Genomic DNA, 16,273 nt, shown 5'->3' with positions numbered 1-16,273 from the left:
TATCAGAAAAGCCAATTTCCCAAGAAATCTATTCATTACAATCAAGGAAGGTAAGCATGTCTAAACTTCGCGTTCTATTTATCGTCCGCTATCTCTGGGGAGATGAAGGTATATCGGTTGGTTTAGTTAGGCTTACTCAAGGGTTAAAAAAATATGGTTGGGAGGTTGGCCTCGCATCTGCAATGACAGAAGATTTATCAGAAAAAGGTGCACTAAGAGGACCTAGTTGGTTTGAGGCACAGGGACTCAAGCATTTTTTTGTTCCTTTTCCGGAACATGAATCCCCAATCAAAGACCCAATTTCTGCTTTTCGGGCTTTGATGAAATTAAATCAGGTTGTAGCGACCTTCAAACCAAACGTTATTAATATTCATTCTCTCTCGCTTTGTCCCTATGCAAATTTTGTTCGCTTTTCTCAGAGGGTCCCTTTCGTATCCACAGCAAGAATAGAACCCAATATTAATAGCAGCTCAGTAAAATTTTCATCTAGAATTAATAAGTACTTTAAATCATTTTTAGGAAATCATTTCATTGCAATTAGTACTGAGGTCAAACAAGCATATCAGACAAGCCTTCATATTTCACAGGATCAGATTAGTTTGGTTAACCATGGAGTAGATGACACCCACTTTCGCCCCCCGTCTTATGAGGAACGGAGGGATACGCGCATTTTTTTTGGTCTAAATGATACGACCAAAGTTGTTTCTATTATTGGTCGACTTGACCCAGTCAAAGGTCATAAAACCCTTTTTGAAGCTGTTGCCCAGCTCCACAAACAGTCTTTAGAAGTGGTAGTCCTTTGTGCTGGCACAGGTGGCGACCATCAAAGCCACATTGAAGCCATACCAGAGCAGCTTGGCATTGACCATTTAGTTAAATTTTTAGGATTTACCGATCCGCGCAAAGTATTATGGGCTTCTGATATTTTGGTTTTGCCCAGCAAGCGAGAAGGATTTGGTTGGGTAATCCCTGAGGCCATGTTGTGTGGAGTTGTTCCTATTCGGACTCCTGCGGCGGGAGCGGTGGATCAAATTCAAGACAAAGTTAATGGTTTCGTGATTCCCTTTGATGAGTCCGAAACTTTGGCCCTCTGTATCAAAACGTTATACCAAAACGAGCATCTCAAAAATGAAATGTCTCAAAATGCACTCAAGTACGCCCAACAAAAGTTTACAGCGGAGAAGATGACTCGTTCAACAATAGATGCCTATAAAGCAGTCATGAAAAAATAATTTCCCCTCATCACTATGGTCCTCATGAGCAAAAGAAATCTTGCATATAGTAAACGTTTGATCAGCCAGCTTTTATCGACACATCATGGCAAGTTCATGATTTTGGCGCTCATTGGTGTGCTAATTTATGTGCCGACATGGATATCGATTTTATACAAAATAACGTTCATTAAAGGAAAATCAACAATTTTACTCAATGCTGGGTTCATCTATTTGGCTGCAAACAAATTTTGGCAGAATCGTAGCCAACTTTCCCAGAAAAAATCTTTGTATGATGATCAATTTGTCGGTTACTGCTTGATTATTGTAGGGACAATCAGCCTGCTATTCGGAATAGAATCTTCTTCATTAAGAGCTTTAATTGTTATCACTATTGTCAGCGGTTCATTGATAAGTACTTTTGGGGCCGATATCTTTAAAGACTATCCATTATCGTGCAGCATGCTTCTAGCTAGCATTTATCCTGATTGGGCTTTCTTGTCTAACTATATTTTTATGTTTATTACTGGCCCTAATTTGCTTGAAAACATTATGGCTCAGATGGGCAGCATCGTACTGAACTGGATTGGTCAGCCAGCTCAAGCAGCAGGACAATATATCAATTTACCGTTAGGTTCTGTTCTAGTGGGTTCAGGTTGTTCCGGCTTTGACATGGCCTTTTCAGTAGCTGCCTGTAGTCTACTGCTGGGCATATTTATGAAACAGCGTTGGCAACGAATTGCCTTGGCCATGGTGATTGGTATTGGACTGGCTTTACTGCTAAATATTCCTCGCATTGTACTCCTTACTTTTGCAGCAGTCTATTGGGGGCAAGAGTCTTTTGATTTTTGGCATGGTGCTTGGGGAGGGCAAATATTCTCCGGCATTTTATTTACAGCTTACTACTACATCATCATGGCGATTTACCATCATCATAGTTCCTCTAAAACTGTGGCTAATTAATCTCTGACTAACGCTCGATCGGAATAATGCTGATGAAAAGATTGTAGTAGCGCGGCAGGTCTAAAATATTGGATAAAGAAATTCATCAGGTTATTGATATCTCGTTCAACAAGTATTGGATTTACTCAGCAAATTACTGTAGACGCGCTACTACACAGGTTATTCAATCCACGTCCTAAGCTAAGGCAAATCATTCCCTCGTGGGGTGCGTTACGGATTTGTCTAGCGCATCCGTCCTAACGTGGCGTGCTTCCGCAAATTAATTACCAAGAATTCTTATCTGCCTTACGGATTTCGCTGATCAATGCCGAAGTATGTATTGAAACTCTCTAACTTTGACTTTATATAATGCTCTCTAAACAAATTGCCGTGATTGGGAACAACTGGTTTCCCACCCATCCCGGAGGCCTCGATCGCTACATCTATGAACTAGTTCATACCCTGGCAGCCTCAGACACCGAGATTGACTTATTTGGCATTGGCCTACCCCAGAACAGTTCAGTTCCTTCGATTCATCTGACGAATCTTGCCGACCCTGACACCTCTCTTGGGCAACGGCTTTATTCTGCCTATCGCAATACGCATGCCATTTCATCTTCCCAACCGGATGCCATCAACATCCACTTTGCGTTGTATGGTCTAGCAGCCCTGCCCCACCTGCCAAAGCATGTTCCCATCACCTGCACCTTCCACGGTCCCTGGGCCATCGAAAGCGCCAGGGAAGGCGGCAGCAAGCTCAGTGTTTGGCTCAAGCAGCAAATGGAAAACTTAGTCTATCGCCGCTGCGATCGCTTTATCGTCCTCAGCAAAGCCTTCGGCGAAATTCTGCATCAAGAATATGGTGTTCCCTGGAAAAAAATCTACGTCATTCCCGGCGGGGTAGATGTTCAGAGGTTTCGCAATGATCTGTCTCGCCGACAGGCCCGCGAAAAGCTTGGCTGGCCCAAAGACCGATTCATTCTCTTTACCCCCCGTCGTCTGGTTCACCGCATGGGGTTGAGTCAGTTACTCAGCGCGATCTCACAACTTAAATCTCATCAGCAGGAAGTGTGGCTTGCGCTCGCAGGTAAAGGGCCTCTGCGTGATACCTTAGAACGTCAAGCTACTGAACTAGGGCTCAACCAGCAAGTCAAGTTTCTAGGTTTTTTACCCGACGAGCAGCTTCCCGTTGCCTATCAGGCTGCTGACCTAACTATTATGCCCAGCCAATCGTTAGAAGGCTTTGGTCTAGTAATTCTAGAGTCTTTAGCTAGCGGTACTCCTGCCCTCTGTACTCCCGTAGGCGGCATGCCTGAGGTTATTTCTGATTTTTCTCCAGAGTTGATTACTGCATCTACTAGCGATCAGGCCATAGCTCAAACGTTGACAGATATCCTTTCTGGAAATGTGCAGCTACGAGATCGCAACGCCTGCCGCAATTACGCATCTACTCGTTTTTATTGGCCCAATATTGCTGAACAAGTCAAACAGGTCTTACTTAAATAAAGCTTATTACACGTTAGTAATGCGAATCTTATTTCTAGATCAAAGTGGGAAGCTGGGCGGCGCAGAGCTATGCCTACTTGATATTGTTAAACCCTTTGCTGATGCTGCTTTAGTCGGTTTGCTCAGTGACGGCCCTTTTCTGCAGCGGTTAGAAGCTGAGCAGATTCCGGTGCAGGTATTAACTCAGACTGCAATCAAAGTCCGAAAAGAAAGCGGTTTTATTCAAAGCCTTGGCAGCATGGGCCAAATTCTGCCGTTAGTTCAGCGCATTGCTCGTCTAGCCAAGGACTACGACATTATATACGCCAATACTCCCAAGGCTTTAATTGTCGGTGCCCTGGCTAGCTTACTCAGTCGTCGCCCTCTGGTTTATCACCTGCACGATATTATTTCTGCCGATCACTTCAGCGCTATCAATCGTCGCATTATGATTGCGCTGGCCAATCGAGCAGGTTTAGTGATTGCTAATTCACAGGCCAGCCGTGAGGCGTTTATTGCAGCAGGTGGACAGGCTAAACTTGTGCATGTTGTCTACAACGGATTCTGTCCCGAGCAGTATCAAGTTCAAGAAAGTCAAGCCGAGCAGATTCGACAAGAATTAAGACTGAAAGATAAGTTTATCGTTGGCAGTTTTAGTCGCCTGTCTCCTTGGAAAGGTCAACATGTTTTGATTGAAGCGTTAAGGCATTGCCCAGAAGATGTTGTAGCGATTTTAGTAGGCGATGCGCTGTTTGGTGAGCAGGATTATGTGGACGAACTGCATCGGCTGGTTGAAGCTTACGACTTGCGCGATCGCATTCACTTTCTCGGATTCCGTCACGACATTCCTGCCTTAATGCATGCTTGCGATGTCGTAGCTCACACCTCTACCGCTCCAGAACCCTTTGGCCGCGTCATTGTCGAAGCCATGCTCTGTGGCCGACCTGCGATCGCAGCCGCAGCAGGTGGAGCAGTCGAGCTAATTGAGCATGGTAAAACAGGCTGGCTTTGCTCATCCGGTAACTTTCAAGAACTAGCAGATCTTATTTTGCACTGCTATCGTTCTTCAGCAGAATCTACTACTATCTCGAATAATGCAAAAACGTATGCTCGTGCGTACTTTGATATAGCAAAAACAAATAAGCAGATTATAGATCTACTATACCAAGCTCTAGTTTAAGCAGTTATACAACCTAGTACCCATACATGGATACAAGTTGCTGTACCTTGTTTTTCAGTAAACTTAGAGCTGATTTATAAACTAAACTTAAGAAAACTGAACCCTTTTCATGGCAGCAATCTCAGGCGGTGGCAGTACTTATGACCGACTTCCCCGGAAGTTTTGCTGTCAGAAGGTTTTGGCGATTTAAGAAATCAGCTCTTAGGCTTTAATGCTACCTATGAACTTTGCTACTGTTTTTCCATCTTTTCGAGCTCTAGTTGCTCGATTTTAAAGTAATCATGAACATGCTCGCATCTTGCTTTTACCATCGTCTATGATTAAGTTTGTGTTATTTCAACTTGATTGAAAATCAAATCTTCGATCAATATCTATGGTGTAATCTACCGTACGTGCTCTACCTATCAATTACAAGTGTAATTAGGATCGCTTGAGTTTACTTCATGCATAAAAGGTAGATTTCATGAAATTGAAAAATATTGGCGTAGTACCACTAGCCGCTTCTACGGCACTGTTTGTAGTTTCAGCTCCAGCTAATGCTGCAGGATTAAAGGGACAGTTAGATCTTGTTTGGAATGCTGAAGCATATCCAAATAGGATTGAATTTTATACATCTGATCCGGGTTCTGCATTTCCAATCCTCAGCGATGCCGACGAGGGTGATAAGCAGGTTGGCGACATCTTTGTCTCCAATGCGACTGGTGGTTTTAGCAGCCTACGTGGCATGGGTGGCATAGTTAAAGACCTAGATTCGATTCCTCTGTCCGGCAATGTAAATAAATGGCTTGATTTTAGCGAAGACAAGTTCGATTTTACGTTGACCTCATTTCTCTATGACTCCATCGAAGAAAAATATGACTTTGCAGGTTTTTTCAAAGATGGAACAATTGGTTTGGGAGCATTAACAACTCAAGGTGTAGATAGTGGTACTGTACGCTCTTACTCCGTCACGATCACATCTGATGGCACCAAAATTCCAACACCTGCTCTATTACCTGGTTTAATCGGTTTGGGAGCAGCCGCTTGGCGCAAACATAGGCAGAAAGCCACTCAGGAAGCTTAACTTAGTAGTAGGTTATAAGCCATTGGCGTAGCTTCTGTTAGTTCATCACGATGCTTAGCTCCTTGGATTCTTTGAGAGTCAAGGAGCTAATTTCATTACGCACAGTATTCTTCAAGTTGAGGTTGCATGGGCTTCATAATGTGTCTCGCATCTTTATCTAAGCTTTAAAACCTACGCCCGGTCAAATACTTAAACCATTGAATAAATAGAAAGATAGAGCACCTGTCTATTGCCCATCGCTTTAGTCACAGAGCTATCTGCTGCCTAACTTGCACTTTGAAACATCGGTTTAAATATGGCTACTACTTCAGTGCGCTCATTTTCCGGTATCTACAGCGCGAAAGGACTGTGCCGCATCGTCGGTATTGCCTGCTTGGCAGGATTTCTTGTTGATGTCATAACTTTAGTTTTTCCCCCAACCCTTAGGAGCCTTGAATGGCGAGTTGGGTTGTTACAACAAGTTAGCGATTGGAGTATCATTCTGCTGTTTGGTCTAGCACTACTAATGTATGGCCTGATTCAAGTGCGCCAGATTAGGCGGCAATTAGCCATCGTTAGCCTCGCAGTTGGTGTTGCGTTCCTATTGTCTGGTGTGTTTGTTATACGTGACAGCCTGATATTGCGTGACCAGACTCTTCAAAATATTGATACGCAAGCCGCAACAATTCAAACTCAAATCCAAGAAGCCGAAGTCAATCTATCTAGTGGATCTAATATTACGCCTGAAGATCTAGAGCGGGCGAGAATATTATTAACAGATCAAATAGACAATCTAAAGAAAAGTGCTAACACAAGTTTAGCAAAATCAGGTATTTCGAGTATTGGAAATCTATTAGTTGTAGGAATGGCTCTTATCGGTTTAGGAAAATACGGCCTACATCCAAACAAAGAATAATAGGAGAATTACTGACTACTTGTTATCTAGAAGCAATCTGTTGCGGTAATTTCTTGCCACAATTCTGTTTGCGATTTACTACTACGTGATCATGGCCTTTGTTGACAGTCACTCCCAAAAGTCTAAATCAACTCCCTCTCAGCATAATGTTCACCGCCTAGCAGAGACGTGGCGTTTTGTAAATCTAGAACCAGAGAGTGAATTTTGCCGTCGTAATAGAATGACAAAATCCACTCTCTGCTTTTTGGGACAAAATGGTAATCAGCGACTGACCCAACCTTGGTGACGACTGCTATATCATTTTCCCAGGTGGAGCGCAGTTTTCAGGTGAAGGTTTAACTTCTTGCACCGACAAAATGAATCTCCTGGGTTCGGGGCAAGATGTGCGATCGCAGATGCAACAGCAGAGGGAACATGAAGGAAGTCAAGAAAACGCTGCTCAGCACGCTGACTGGGGAAGCTTATATGCCCATTCGGCTTTACTATCGAGTGAAGTACGAGAAGATTCTCATGACCAAGCTGGAGCGGCTGAAGTGTGTGCGCTATGACGAAGCCAGTCAGCAGTGGGTGTGGCTCTACAGCAAAGAGGCGGAATCGATTGATTTACCGACCTCAGCGACAGCCATGCCAAAAGAATATCGGCCAGTCGTGCTGGGGCGATTTGGCTTTCAGGATGACCTGATGTTTTTAGACCTGCACTCTATTGAGCGGACACTGGCAGCGCTGAAATTCTTTGATGACAAGGTGCCGCGCCGTGCAGCAGAGGTGATTTACCTGCGGATTGTGAACAAGCTTTTTGCGGCTGAAGCAGATGATGCCAATGAAACAACGGTGCATCCAGGACTGAATCATTTCTTTGATGATGACAGCCGCGTCGATATTATCAGCGAAAATTCACTGGAAGAGAAGATTGCAGCTATTAGAGCCAAGTATGAAAACGAAGCTGATCAAATTGATGCGGTCAACATTTTCCTAGAAAGAGAGTCAAACAAACCCTTTTCTGAAATTGAGCAGATCCCAATTTACTTCTATGAAGAGGGACTAACGCGAGCCGAAATGATGCTGAGAATGCGGCAGCTAGTTGCATTTGAGCATTGGAAAGGCAATACCGACTTTACCCAAGCGGATGCAGTCCAGAAAGCCTTTAACCTCGAAACCCCACGATCACCGGAAATCCTTGAGCTTTAGAAACCTAAGAAACAATTGAGTCTACAAGCATTTTGGAGGTTCGTGCGGCGCACGAACCTCCAAAATGCTAATTCCAAATTCACGTTCACTATGTGCTGGTTGCAAGTTCCGGATTTTCGCTTTGCTGGCTTTGGTTGAAGCCCTGGGAGCCTTTCTGAATTAACTCAATCTTGTAGCCGTTGGGATCTTGAACAAAGGCAATGACCGTCGAGCCATGCTTCATGGGGCCGGGTTCGCGCACCACTTGACCGCCTTTGCGCCGAATTTCATCACACATGCCGTAGATATCATCGGCTTCAATGGCAATATGTCCGTAGGCGTCGCCTAGCTCATAGTCGTCCTTGCCCCAGTTGTAGGTCAGCTCCAGGACAGTATGATCGACTTCATTGCCATAGCCAACAAAGGCCAGCGTAAACTCGCCGCCGGGATAATCCTTTTGGCGCAACAGTTTCATACCCAGAACATCACAGTAAAACTGAAGGGATTGCTCTAGATCTTTCACCCTCAGCATGGTGTGTAGCATTCGCATAGTCAATTCCGCCAATTTCTACGCTTTCAATTTTAGCTAGCTTTAAGCCGACATCAGATTTTGAGGCGTCATCGAAAAGGTTGGGGAAGCAACCTCCTCGCCACAAAGGGCAGACTGATGATCCTGAATGGTTAACCGAGCCAGCGGTGTGGGTTCAATCAGGGAGCGAATTTCCACCCAAACGTACCACTCACCTGTCTCTTTTTAGAAATTACGGTCTGTGTTTTCTGGCATTCAAAGTGGCGAGCTAAGCTGATTGCTTTTTTCGATTGCGAGGCTGAATAGGTGCCCACTAGTTTGAACAGGTCACCCTGATAGATGGCTCCCCGGTAGATATGGGCATCAGCATAGAAGTTAAACTCGTATAGCTGTGACGATTTCAGGACGTTAGGCAAACTCATTAACAGGAACACACTAGACTTTATATTCCTTTAATGTATTCGCGGTTGTTGATTTTTGTAAAGGCAGTGGATCTGAAGAGCTCTGTCAATGCACTTTGGTAGAGTTTCTCTATGCCGATGGTATGACTTACTGCATGAATCCTGATTGTCAGCGTCCCATTAATCCGGATTCTGGCCGATTTTGTTTAGCCTGTGGTTGGCGGTTGCGGTTGGGCGATCGCTACCAGGCCGTGCAGCCATTGGGGCAGGGGCAATCGAGCCGCACCTACATGGGATGGGACAGGTCGCGGATTGCTAAGCCCAAGTGCTTGATCAAAGCGTTTACCTGCCGAGAGAAGACGAAACTGGCTCAGGCGAAGGCAATGGAAACCGTGCGACGAACGGTTGTGGCGCTTGATGCGGTGAGTCGCTTAGCCAAGATTCCTGAGGTATACGGCTATTTTGAGCGCGATCGCACTCAGTTTATTGTCCAAGCCTTTATTGACGGACAAACGGCGGAACAGCAGCTTCAGGCAGAGGGAACGTTTAGTGAAGCTCAGATTTGTCAACTGTTGCAGTCGGTTTTGCCTGTTCTGCATACGCTGCATCAGCACCGGGTTATTCATCGCGATATTAAGCCCAGTAATTTGATTCAGCCACCAGGTTCAAACCATTGGCTACTGGCCGATTTGGGTGTAGCTAAGTACACGACGGATTCCGGCTTAAAGCGAACGGGGACAATATTAGGTGATGCGGAGTATACGGCTCCGGAGCAACTGCGGGGTAAGGCCATATTTGCCAGCGATATTTACAGTCTGGGTGTGACCTGTATGCATCTGCTGACAGGGCTTTCGTCCTTTGATCTGTGGGACGTGAAAGCCCAAGCTTGGCACTGGCGCAGTGTCGTCGTAGACGTGAGTGAGCCACTAATAAATCTGCTGGAACGATGCGTAGCAATGGCTATACAGGATCGCTACCCATCCATAGAAGCAATGCTCCCTGAACTGACCCAGCTCAAGATTCACCTGCCTCCCCCCTCATCCCCCACCGTCTCAACGCACTCCATCAACCATCAACCATTAACCCTCTCCCCATCAACCTTTTCTCCTCTCCCCTCTCGTATTTGCTGTCTAGCCTCCCATCCCATTCACAACCAATTTGCCCTGGGATTAGAAGACGGACAGATTCAAATCTGGGATGTGCAAACAGGTGAAATAGTGCGATCGCACATTGCCCATCAGCAAGCGATTACCGCTCTAGCCTACAGTCCGGATGGAACCAGCCTCGCCAGCAGCAGTTGGGACGCCAGTATTCGATTATGGCCTGAGCTACTTACTACACCAACCGTGCTAAGCCATACGGGAAGTCTAGTTGAAGCGCTAATTTACAGTCCCGATGGCAAATTCCTGATCAGCGCTAGTCGCGATCGCAGCTTACAGATTTGGCGCTTACCGGATTGCACATTGGTACAGACGCTAGCCGGACATGCAGCGGACTTGACTGCGATCGCAGTTAGTCCCGATGGTCAATATTTAGCAAGTGCCGATGCCAGCGGGCAAGTCAATATCTGGTTGCTGTCTACGCAGGAACGTTTGCGGACGCTGACGGGACATCAGGGCAGCGTAAGTGCGATCGCATTTACGTCCATCCCAGGTAATAACCACGCTGAAAAACCATCACTGCTGATCACCGCAAGCTGGGATATGACGGTGCAGGTACGCTATCCAAACACAGGTGGCATCAGGCATACGCTGCGCGGCCATGCGCTGCCCGTCAGTGCGATCGCACTGCATCCAAACGGGATAGTTCTTGCCACAGGCAGTCCTGATCAAACGGTGATGCTGTGGGACTTGGTGACGGGTGAGAGGCAGGCGGTTTTGGAGTGTAATGCTGCTGTTGAGGTATTGGCGTTTAGTGCCGATGGCGAGGCTTTGGTAGTAATTACGCAAGCAGGTAGAGTTTGGGTTTGGCGGTAGGTGTAGGGAAGTGTTGAGTGCTGAGTTCTAAGTTTTGAATTTTGATCAGTCAATCATTGCACTCAAAACTAAACACTCAAAACTAAAAATTCACCTCTGCCTCCCTCGACTCCCTTTACAGCCCTCTACAGCCTTTACAGCCTCTACAGCCCTCTTGCTCCTCACTCCTTGTATGTTGAGAGAAGAGAGGTAGACCGACCCTCCTGAGATGCGAGACATCGTGCGAGAGCCAGGGTCGCCTCTCAACTTGATACCCCAAACTCGGATCATCGGCAGGGACAAAGAGATCCCGAATGACGCAAGGCTGAGTTGTGTGTATCGTCCATCTAGAATTCGCTACAAGGAGAGTACTATGTGCGCGCAATCAACCGACTCAAGGTCATCAGCCGTCAAGCAGTGGGTCGGCATTGATGTGTGTAAACGGTGGCTGGATGTTTATGTTAGACCGTCTGGAGAGAACTTCCGAGTGAGCAACAGCAGTGAGGGAATTGAGGATTTAACCCGTCGGTTGGCCAAGCCGTCGCAGGTGGGTCGCATCATCGTTGAAGCCACAGGTGGCTATGAGCGACACATCGCGCTTGCAGCACAGCAGCAGGGCTATGCACTAGCGGTGATCAACGCCAAGCAAGCTCGCAACTTTGCCAGAGCTGCCAATCAACTGGCTAAGACCGACCGAATCGATGCGGCGATCCTCGCCTGGTTTGGCGAAGCGATGCAGCCTCCGCTACGACCGTTGGCCAGTGAGGCTCACCAACAGTTACAGGATGCGGTGACCCGTCGCCGCCAATTAGTGGAGATGCTCACCATGGAGCGCAACCGTTTAGCTGGACTGCGAGGTCCCGCTCAGGAAGACGTTCAAGCCCATATCGACTGGCTCAAAGACCGCATCAGCGACCTTGACCAAGCGATTGATGAGCAAGTGGAACACAACCAACAGTGGCAGCAGCACCAGGCTCAACTGACCTCTGTTCCAGGTGTCGGTCAGGTGGTTGCCAACACCCTGTTGGCTCTGCTGCCGGAGCTAGGAACGCTCTCACACCGTCAAATTGCCGCTCTCGTTGGGGTGGCTCCGCTCAATCGCGATAGTGGGCAAAAGCGAGGGCAGCGCTCGATCTTTGGTGGCCGCAAACCCGTTCGGCAGATGCTCTACATGGCCACTCTAGTTGCAGTTCGTTACAACCCTGTCATCAAAGCCTTTTATGAGCGGCTGCAACAGCGTGGCAAGTTAGCCAAAGTCGCCCGCATTGCCGCTATGCACAAGCTGCTGACGATCCTCAATGCCATGCTCAAGCACGGCACGCACTGGCAACCACCGGAGGCTGCTATGACGTAATTGACCTCCTTTCGACTTGACTTTTAAGATAATCGCTCTCGCCTCACTTCTTGATCGCCTGCACAATCTCCTGAAACGGCTTTGTCAGGAGCAGCAGCACGGGAATAATTTCTAGGCGGCCCATCCACATTAATGCCATTAGGATTGCTTTGACATCCCAGCTAGCGCGTGGGCCAGTAATTCCGGTTGATAAGCCTGCGCTGCCCAGAGCGGAAGAGGCTTCGAAGAAGACATCGCTCAGGTTGTACTCGCTGGGGACTCGGTGAATCAGCAGCAGCACACCAAATGCGATCGCACCCAGCCACAGCAGCAGAAGTACCGCTGCGGATTCGATCCAGCGGTAAGCAATCTTTTCTGGCACGACTTGCTCACCAATTTGATAGCGCGGCATTTCGTGGGCTTTTAAGGAGATGCGGCGGAATCGCCAGACGACGGCCTTCATCAACGTATTGAGGCGATTGAGCTTGATGCCGCCGACTGTTGAACCAGCGGCACCGCCGATAATCATGGCTGTACTGAGCATCAGCTTGCTGGTGGGACTCCAAAACTGAATCATTTCGGTACTGTAGCCGCAGGTGGTCAGTGCCGATACCCACTGAAAGCCGACATCGACAACTCGCCAGGTGCCGCTGAACCCGTAGCTTTCCAGAAGCAGCACGCCAGTGCCAATGATCAGCAAGATCCACAGTGACCGATGCTGCGGATCTCGCCATAGGGTACTCAGTCGCCGCTGAATCAGCCAGGCGTAGTGGGTGGAGAAGCTGATTGCGCCCAGGATCATGACCACCATGACAGCGATTTGAATTGGTGTGTCGTAGCTGCCCATGCTGTTGTCAGTAATGCTGAAGCCCCCGGTTGCGATCGCACACATGGCATGGTTTAGCGCTTCCCACCAGGGCATCCCAACTAGGCGGAATAGGAGAATACTAAAGACGGTCAAAACGGCGTAGATTGTCCAAATGCGCCGAACCGTTCTACCCAGGGTCAAGCCAATCCGATCGCTGCGGCCTTCGGCACTGTATAGCTTGTAGGCATCGGTGCTGGGACTGAGGATCGATATCATCAGAACGATGACGCCGACGCCACCGACCCACTGCATAAATGAGCGCCACCACTGCAAACTGTGGGGTAACTGGCTGGGTCGGATAGTCATGGTTAATCCAGCGCTGGTAAAGCCAGAGAAACCTTCAAATAAAGCGCTCCAGAAATTCTGAAAGTAGAGAACGGTGGGCGGCACTTCTGGCTGAGAGGCCAGGTTATAGGCAATGGCGACAAATGGGATTGCTCCAATCCAGGGAATAATGCCCCAGCTGAGCGCAACGGTAATCATCGACTGCTGGAGCTGAGCGACTTCGGCTCCTTTACCGAGGCGATAGAGAAGCTGTCCCAAGAAAATAGAAACGAGCGTTGTCAGGATGAAAGGCGCGATCGCAAAATATTCTTGGCTAATGATGCTGACGGGTAGCGACAGCAGCGCCATAATGCCGGGAATGTGCAGCAGGAGGCCAAGATCGTGGCATAGCGTTTTGATGAACGAATTCACGGTTAGCGTAGAAGCAGATATGGACAGGATGATGAGTTGGAGAAAGGGGGCTAGGGGAGAGGTTTATTTGTAGCTGTTTATGGCCGTAGTCACATTGGTTAGGACGTTGGGAAACTCGGAAGACGTCCTAACGTTTAAACGTTGAATTTCGTAAGTGTCTCGACCAAAGTGGCGACGGCTATAGCATTGGTCTTGCTAATCATCGGTCACAAGATTGTAGAGCTGTTGAGCAATGATAGTTGCGGGATCGTTGAGGATGCGGGCATTGAGCTTTTCAAATAGATTGCGATGATGGGCATCGTTTAGTAAACTGACGCGGGTTTCAATGCCATATTCCTGACCGAGCACCATCGTCATCAGGTTTGTGGCATCATCACGGGTTGTGGCAACGATGGCGTCTGCATTGTGGGCATCGGCTTCATCCAGAATGCCGCCCACGGCAATATCGGCATTAAAAACCTGGATGTCATGCTCTTTCAAAACATCCCGCGCATTCTCTTCGTTTTGTTCAATCAGCGCCACTCGATGACCTTTCTGGATGGCTAGATTGATCAGCTCTTTCCCTTCTGGCCCAGCGCCAACGACAATCACATACATAACTAACTCACTACTCAAGAACGTCGCAAAACACCTAGCAGTATAAGTTTGTAGTCTGTAGCAATACGAGTATCTACAGACAGAAACAACGCTACGCCGGAGGGGCGAATGGTGTATGTGTTTAGCGTAGTTGTACGATCCCCCGCTGTCGCCGCCCCCTTGGCAAGCAGGGCTGATTTATTGATGAGAGAAAAAAGATAATGAGATAGGTAACCATTTTTGCACAACAACTAAACCATGAGCCTCATCAGCCATCTCAAGCAAATTCCAGACTTTCGAACTCAACCGCGATATCCCCTGTGGGTCGTGCTGCTTTTGATCATCATGGCAACGATGAGTGGGTGCTTGGGTTACCGAGCGATTGAAGATTTCGTCGAACGGCATCAAACGGTGTTGCTGGACTGTTTAGAGCTGCCTCACACCCGACTGCCCGCCTACTCAACGATCCGCAAGGTGATCGTGCGAACCAACTTTGAACACCTGAGTCAAGCCTTCAATGACTGGGCAACAACGGCATTTGCGCCCCAAACCGGAGAACAACTGGCCACCGATGGCAAGAGTATCAAGGCAACCGTCACAGACTATGACCAAAGTTATCAAGACTTCGTCAGTGTCGTCTCTGCCTTCAGTGTGCAACAAGGGGTCGTGGTTGGACTCCAATCGATGCGAAACCAACAGCAAAGTGAGATTGTCACCGTGCAGACCTTGTTAGATGTCTTGCAATTCAAAGGAGTTTGCTTCAGTTTTGATGCGTTGCACACTCAAAAAAACGGTTGAGCAGATTATTGCCAGTGGCAATGACTACCTGATGGCCGTCAAGCCGAACCAACCTAAGCTGTTTGAGCATCTGCGAACCCAGTTTGAGCAATCGTTACCCACCAGTTCAGATTGCCAAGTTGAACGAACGCGTGAGCGCCAAACAAGTCGTACCGTCAGTGTTTTGGAATCAGTCGCAGGGATAGACCCCGGTTGGGTTGGAGTCGAGCGCATGGTTCGAGTCGAACGAGTCGGAACTCGTGACAACCAGCCTTACACTCAGACCATGTTCTACATCAGTTCACTCCCGTTGGATGCCGTAGGCTTTGCTCAGCACATTCGCTCTCATTGGCACATTGAGAATCGATTGCATTGGCCAAAGGATGTCGTGCTTCATGAAGATCACGCCCCTTTGTGTGATGGTCATGCACCGACCAATTTTGCGATTGTGCGAACGATTGCGGTCAATCTGTTTCGCCAAGCCGGATTTGCCTCCATCACCAAGGGACTGCGGCATTTAGCCCACGATATCCCCCGTCTATTTTCCTTTTTTCAATAAATCAGCCCTGCCCTTGGCAAGGGGGCTATACCACCGCTAGCTCAAAGTCTCCCTTAACAAGGGGGATTTTGGGCGATCTGTCAGAATGTTTCGCTAAACAATTGCCGAATGGCCGTTTGCACCTACGGACAACCCAGTGATGCGCGGGTGGAAATGCCTGTGGTTGAGTTCACGCCGTCTGCCTGCTGACAGAGCAATTCAATTTGCTTACCGTCCAGAATGGCATCGGTAAAGTCGGCACCTGTGATGTTGGAAGCGTCGTCAAATGTTGATTGCAGCAGCAGCGCTTGCGTTAAGTTAGCGTTGCTCAAGTCCACGCTGTTGAAGGTGGCGAAATCTAGCAGCGCATTGCTCAAGTCGGCTCCGTGAAAATTTACCTCGGTCATGACGGAACCGCTGAACAAGGCACCGCGCAGGTTGGCATATTCAAACGTGGTGTATTCCAAATTGGCGTTGGAAAATTCCGTCGCGGGAAGCTGCTGTCCGGCAAAGTCGCGATTTTTCACCTGGGCATGGTTGAACTTGAGTGGTGTTGACCAGTCGGCCCAAGCAGGTAGCGGATTGAGGCTATAGACCAGGCCAATCGTGATGATGAGTAAGAGGAGACTGACTAGTCGTTTGAGGTTCATCATTCTA

14 protein-coding genes and 1 pseudogene are annotated in these 16,273 nt (G+C 47.9%); 10 read left to right on the top strand and 5 right to left on the bottom strand.

Annotated features, from left to right (window positions below; genetic code table 11):
* The first annotated feature begins 56 nt into the window (after positions 1-56).
* The 7 genes from AC286M_RS33655 (at position 57) to AC286M_RS33625 (ending at position 7,964) form a co-directional block, all read left to right on the top strand.
* Positions 57-1,232 carry a glycosyltransferase family 4 protein gene (locus tag AC286M_RS33655; protein WP_488208547.1) on the top strand — a complete coding sequence of 392 codons (1,176 nt, stop codon included), beginning with the start codon at positions 57-59 and terminating at the stop codon, positions 1,230-1,232.
* A 15-nt stretch (positions 1,233-1,247) separates the two neighbouring features.
* Positions 1,248-2,174, top strand: coding sequence for a cyanoexosortase C (gene crtC, locus AC286M_RS33650; RefSeq protein WP_488208546.1), 927 nt, complete (start codon positions 1,248-1,250; stop codon positions 2,172-2,174).
* Between the two features lie 348 nt (positions 2,175-2,522).
* The gene (locus tag AC286M_RS33645) at positions 2,523-3,659 is read left to right on the top strand and encodes a glycosyltransferase family 4 protein (RefSeq protein ID WP_488208545.1); all 1,137 of its coding nucleotides are present in this window, start codon (positions 2,523-2,525) and stop codon (positions 3,657-3,659) included.
* Between the two features lie 19 nt (positions 3,660-3,678).
* Positions 3,679-4,818: a glycosyltransferase family 4 protein gene (locus AC286M_RS33640; protein WP_488208544.1), complete on the top strand. Its 1,140-nt coding sequence runs from the start codon at positions 3,679-3,681 to the stop codon at positions 4,816-4,818.
* Positions 4,819-5,281: 463 nt separating this feature from the next.
* Positions 5,282-5,881, top strand: coding sequence for a PTPA-CTERM sorting domain-containing protein (locus tag AC286M_RS33635; RefSeq protein ID WP_488208543.1), 600 nt, complete (start codon positions 5,282-5,284; stop codon positions 5,879-5,881).
* 295 nt (positions 5,882-6,176) lie between these two features.
* Positions 6,177-6,776 carry an HpsJ-like protein, cyanoexosortase C-associated gene (gene hpsJ-C / locus AC286M_RS33630; RefSeq protein WP_488208542.1) on the top strand — a complete coding sequence of 200 codons (600 nt, stop codon included), beginning with the start codon at positions 6,177-6,179 and terminating at the stop codon, positions 6,774-6,776.
* A gap of 414 nt (positions 6,777-7,190) precedes the next feature.
* On the top strand, positions 7,191-7,964 hold the full coding sequence (locus tag AC286M_RS33625; RefSeq protein ID WP_488208541.1) for a hypothetical protein: 774 nt from the start codon (positions 7,191-7,193) through the stop codon (positions 7,962-7,964).
* An 88-nt stretch (positions 7,965-8,052) separates the two neighbouring features.
* On the opposite strand, the gene gloA is transcribed toward AC286M_RS33625, so the two are convergent.
* Together gloA and AC286M_RS33615 are read right to left on the bottom strand one after the other, a co-directional pair.
* Positions 8,053-8,493, bottom strand: a complete 441-nt coding sequence (gene gloA / locus AC286M_RS33620) for a lactoylglutathione lyase (RefSeq protein WP_488208540.1) — start codon at positions 8,491-8,493, stop codon at positions 8,053-8,055.
* 42 nt (positions 8,494-8,535) lie between these two features.
* Complete coding sequence (locus AC286M_RS33615; protein WP_488208539.1) at positions 8,536-8,670, bottom strand: hypothetical protein; 135 nt, start codon at positions 8,668-8,670, stop codon at positions 8,536-8,538.
* Positions 8,671-8,989: 319 nt separating this feature from the next.
* Here AC286M_RS33615 and AC286M_RS33610 point away from each other — a divergent pair, with 319 nt between their 5' ends.
* Positions 8,990-10,849 (top strand): protein kinase domain-containing protein, encoded by a 1,860-nt coding sequence (locus AC286M_RS33610; RefSeq protein WP_488208538.1) that lies wholly within the window; start codon positions 8,990-8,992, stop codon positions 10,847-10,849.
* 352 nt (positions 10,850-11,201) lie between these two features.
* Complete coding sequence (locus AC286M_RS33605) at positions 11,202-12,182, top strand: IS110 family RNA-guided transposase (RefSeq protein ID WP_488202946.1); 981 nt, start codon at positions 11,202-11,204, stop codon at positions 12,180-12,182.
* A 43-nt stretch (positions 12,183-12,225) separates the two neighbouring features.
* Here the strand turns inward: AC286M_RS33605 and AC286M_RS33600 are convergent, their stop codons facing one another.
* Both AC286M_RS33600 and AC286M_RS33595 read right to left on the bottom strand, forming a co-directional pair.
* Entirely contained in the window at positions 12,226-13,725 is a 1,500-nt protein-coding gene (locus AC286M_RS33600; RefSeq protein ID WP_488208537.1) for a TrkH family potassium uptake protein, read from the bottom strand.
* A 195-nt stretch (positions 13,726-13,920) separates the two neighbouring features.
* Positions 13,921-14,322, bottom strand: a complete 402-nt coding sequence (locus AC286M_RS33595; RefSeq protein WP_488208536.1) for a potassium channel family protein — start codon at positions 14,320-14,322, stop codon at positions 13,921-13,923.
* 237 nt (positions 14,323-14,559) lie between these two features.
* Between AC286M_RS33595 and AC286M_RS33590 the strand changes: the two are divergent.
* Positions 14,560-15,637, top strand: a pseudogene (locus AC286M_RS33590) (ISAs1 family transposase).
* 122 nt (positions 15,638-15,759) lie between these two features.
* Here AC286M_RS33590 and AC286M_RS33585 read toward each other — a convergent pair.
* Complete coding sequence (locus tag AC286M_RS33585) at positions 15,760-16,269, bottom strand: pentapeptide repeat-containing protein (protein ID WP_488208535.1); 510 nt, start codon at positions 16,267-16,269, stop codon at positions 15,760-15,762.
* Positions 16,270-16,273 lie beyond the last annotated feature (4 nt).

This window comes from Thainema salinarum CENA647, assembly GCF_057732415.1.
The sequence above is the reverse complement of the archived record's forward strand: the minus strand, read 5'-3'. Positions and strand labels throughout refer to the sequence as shown.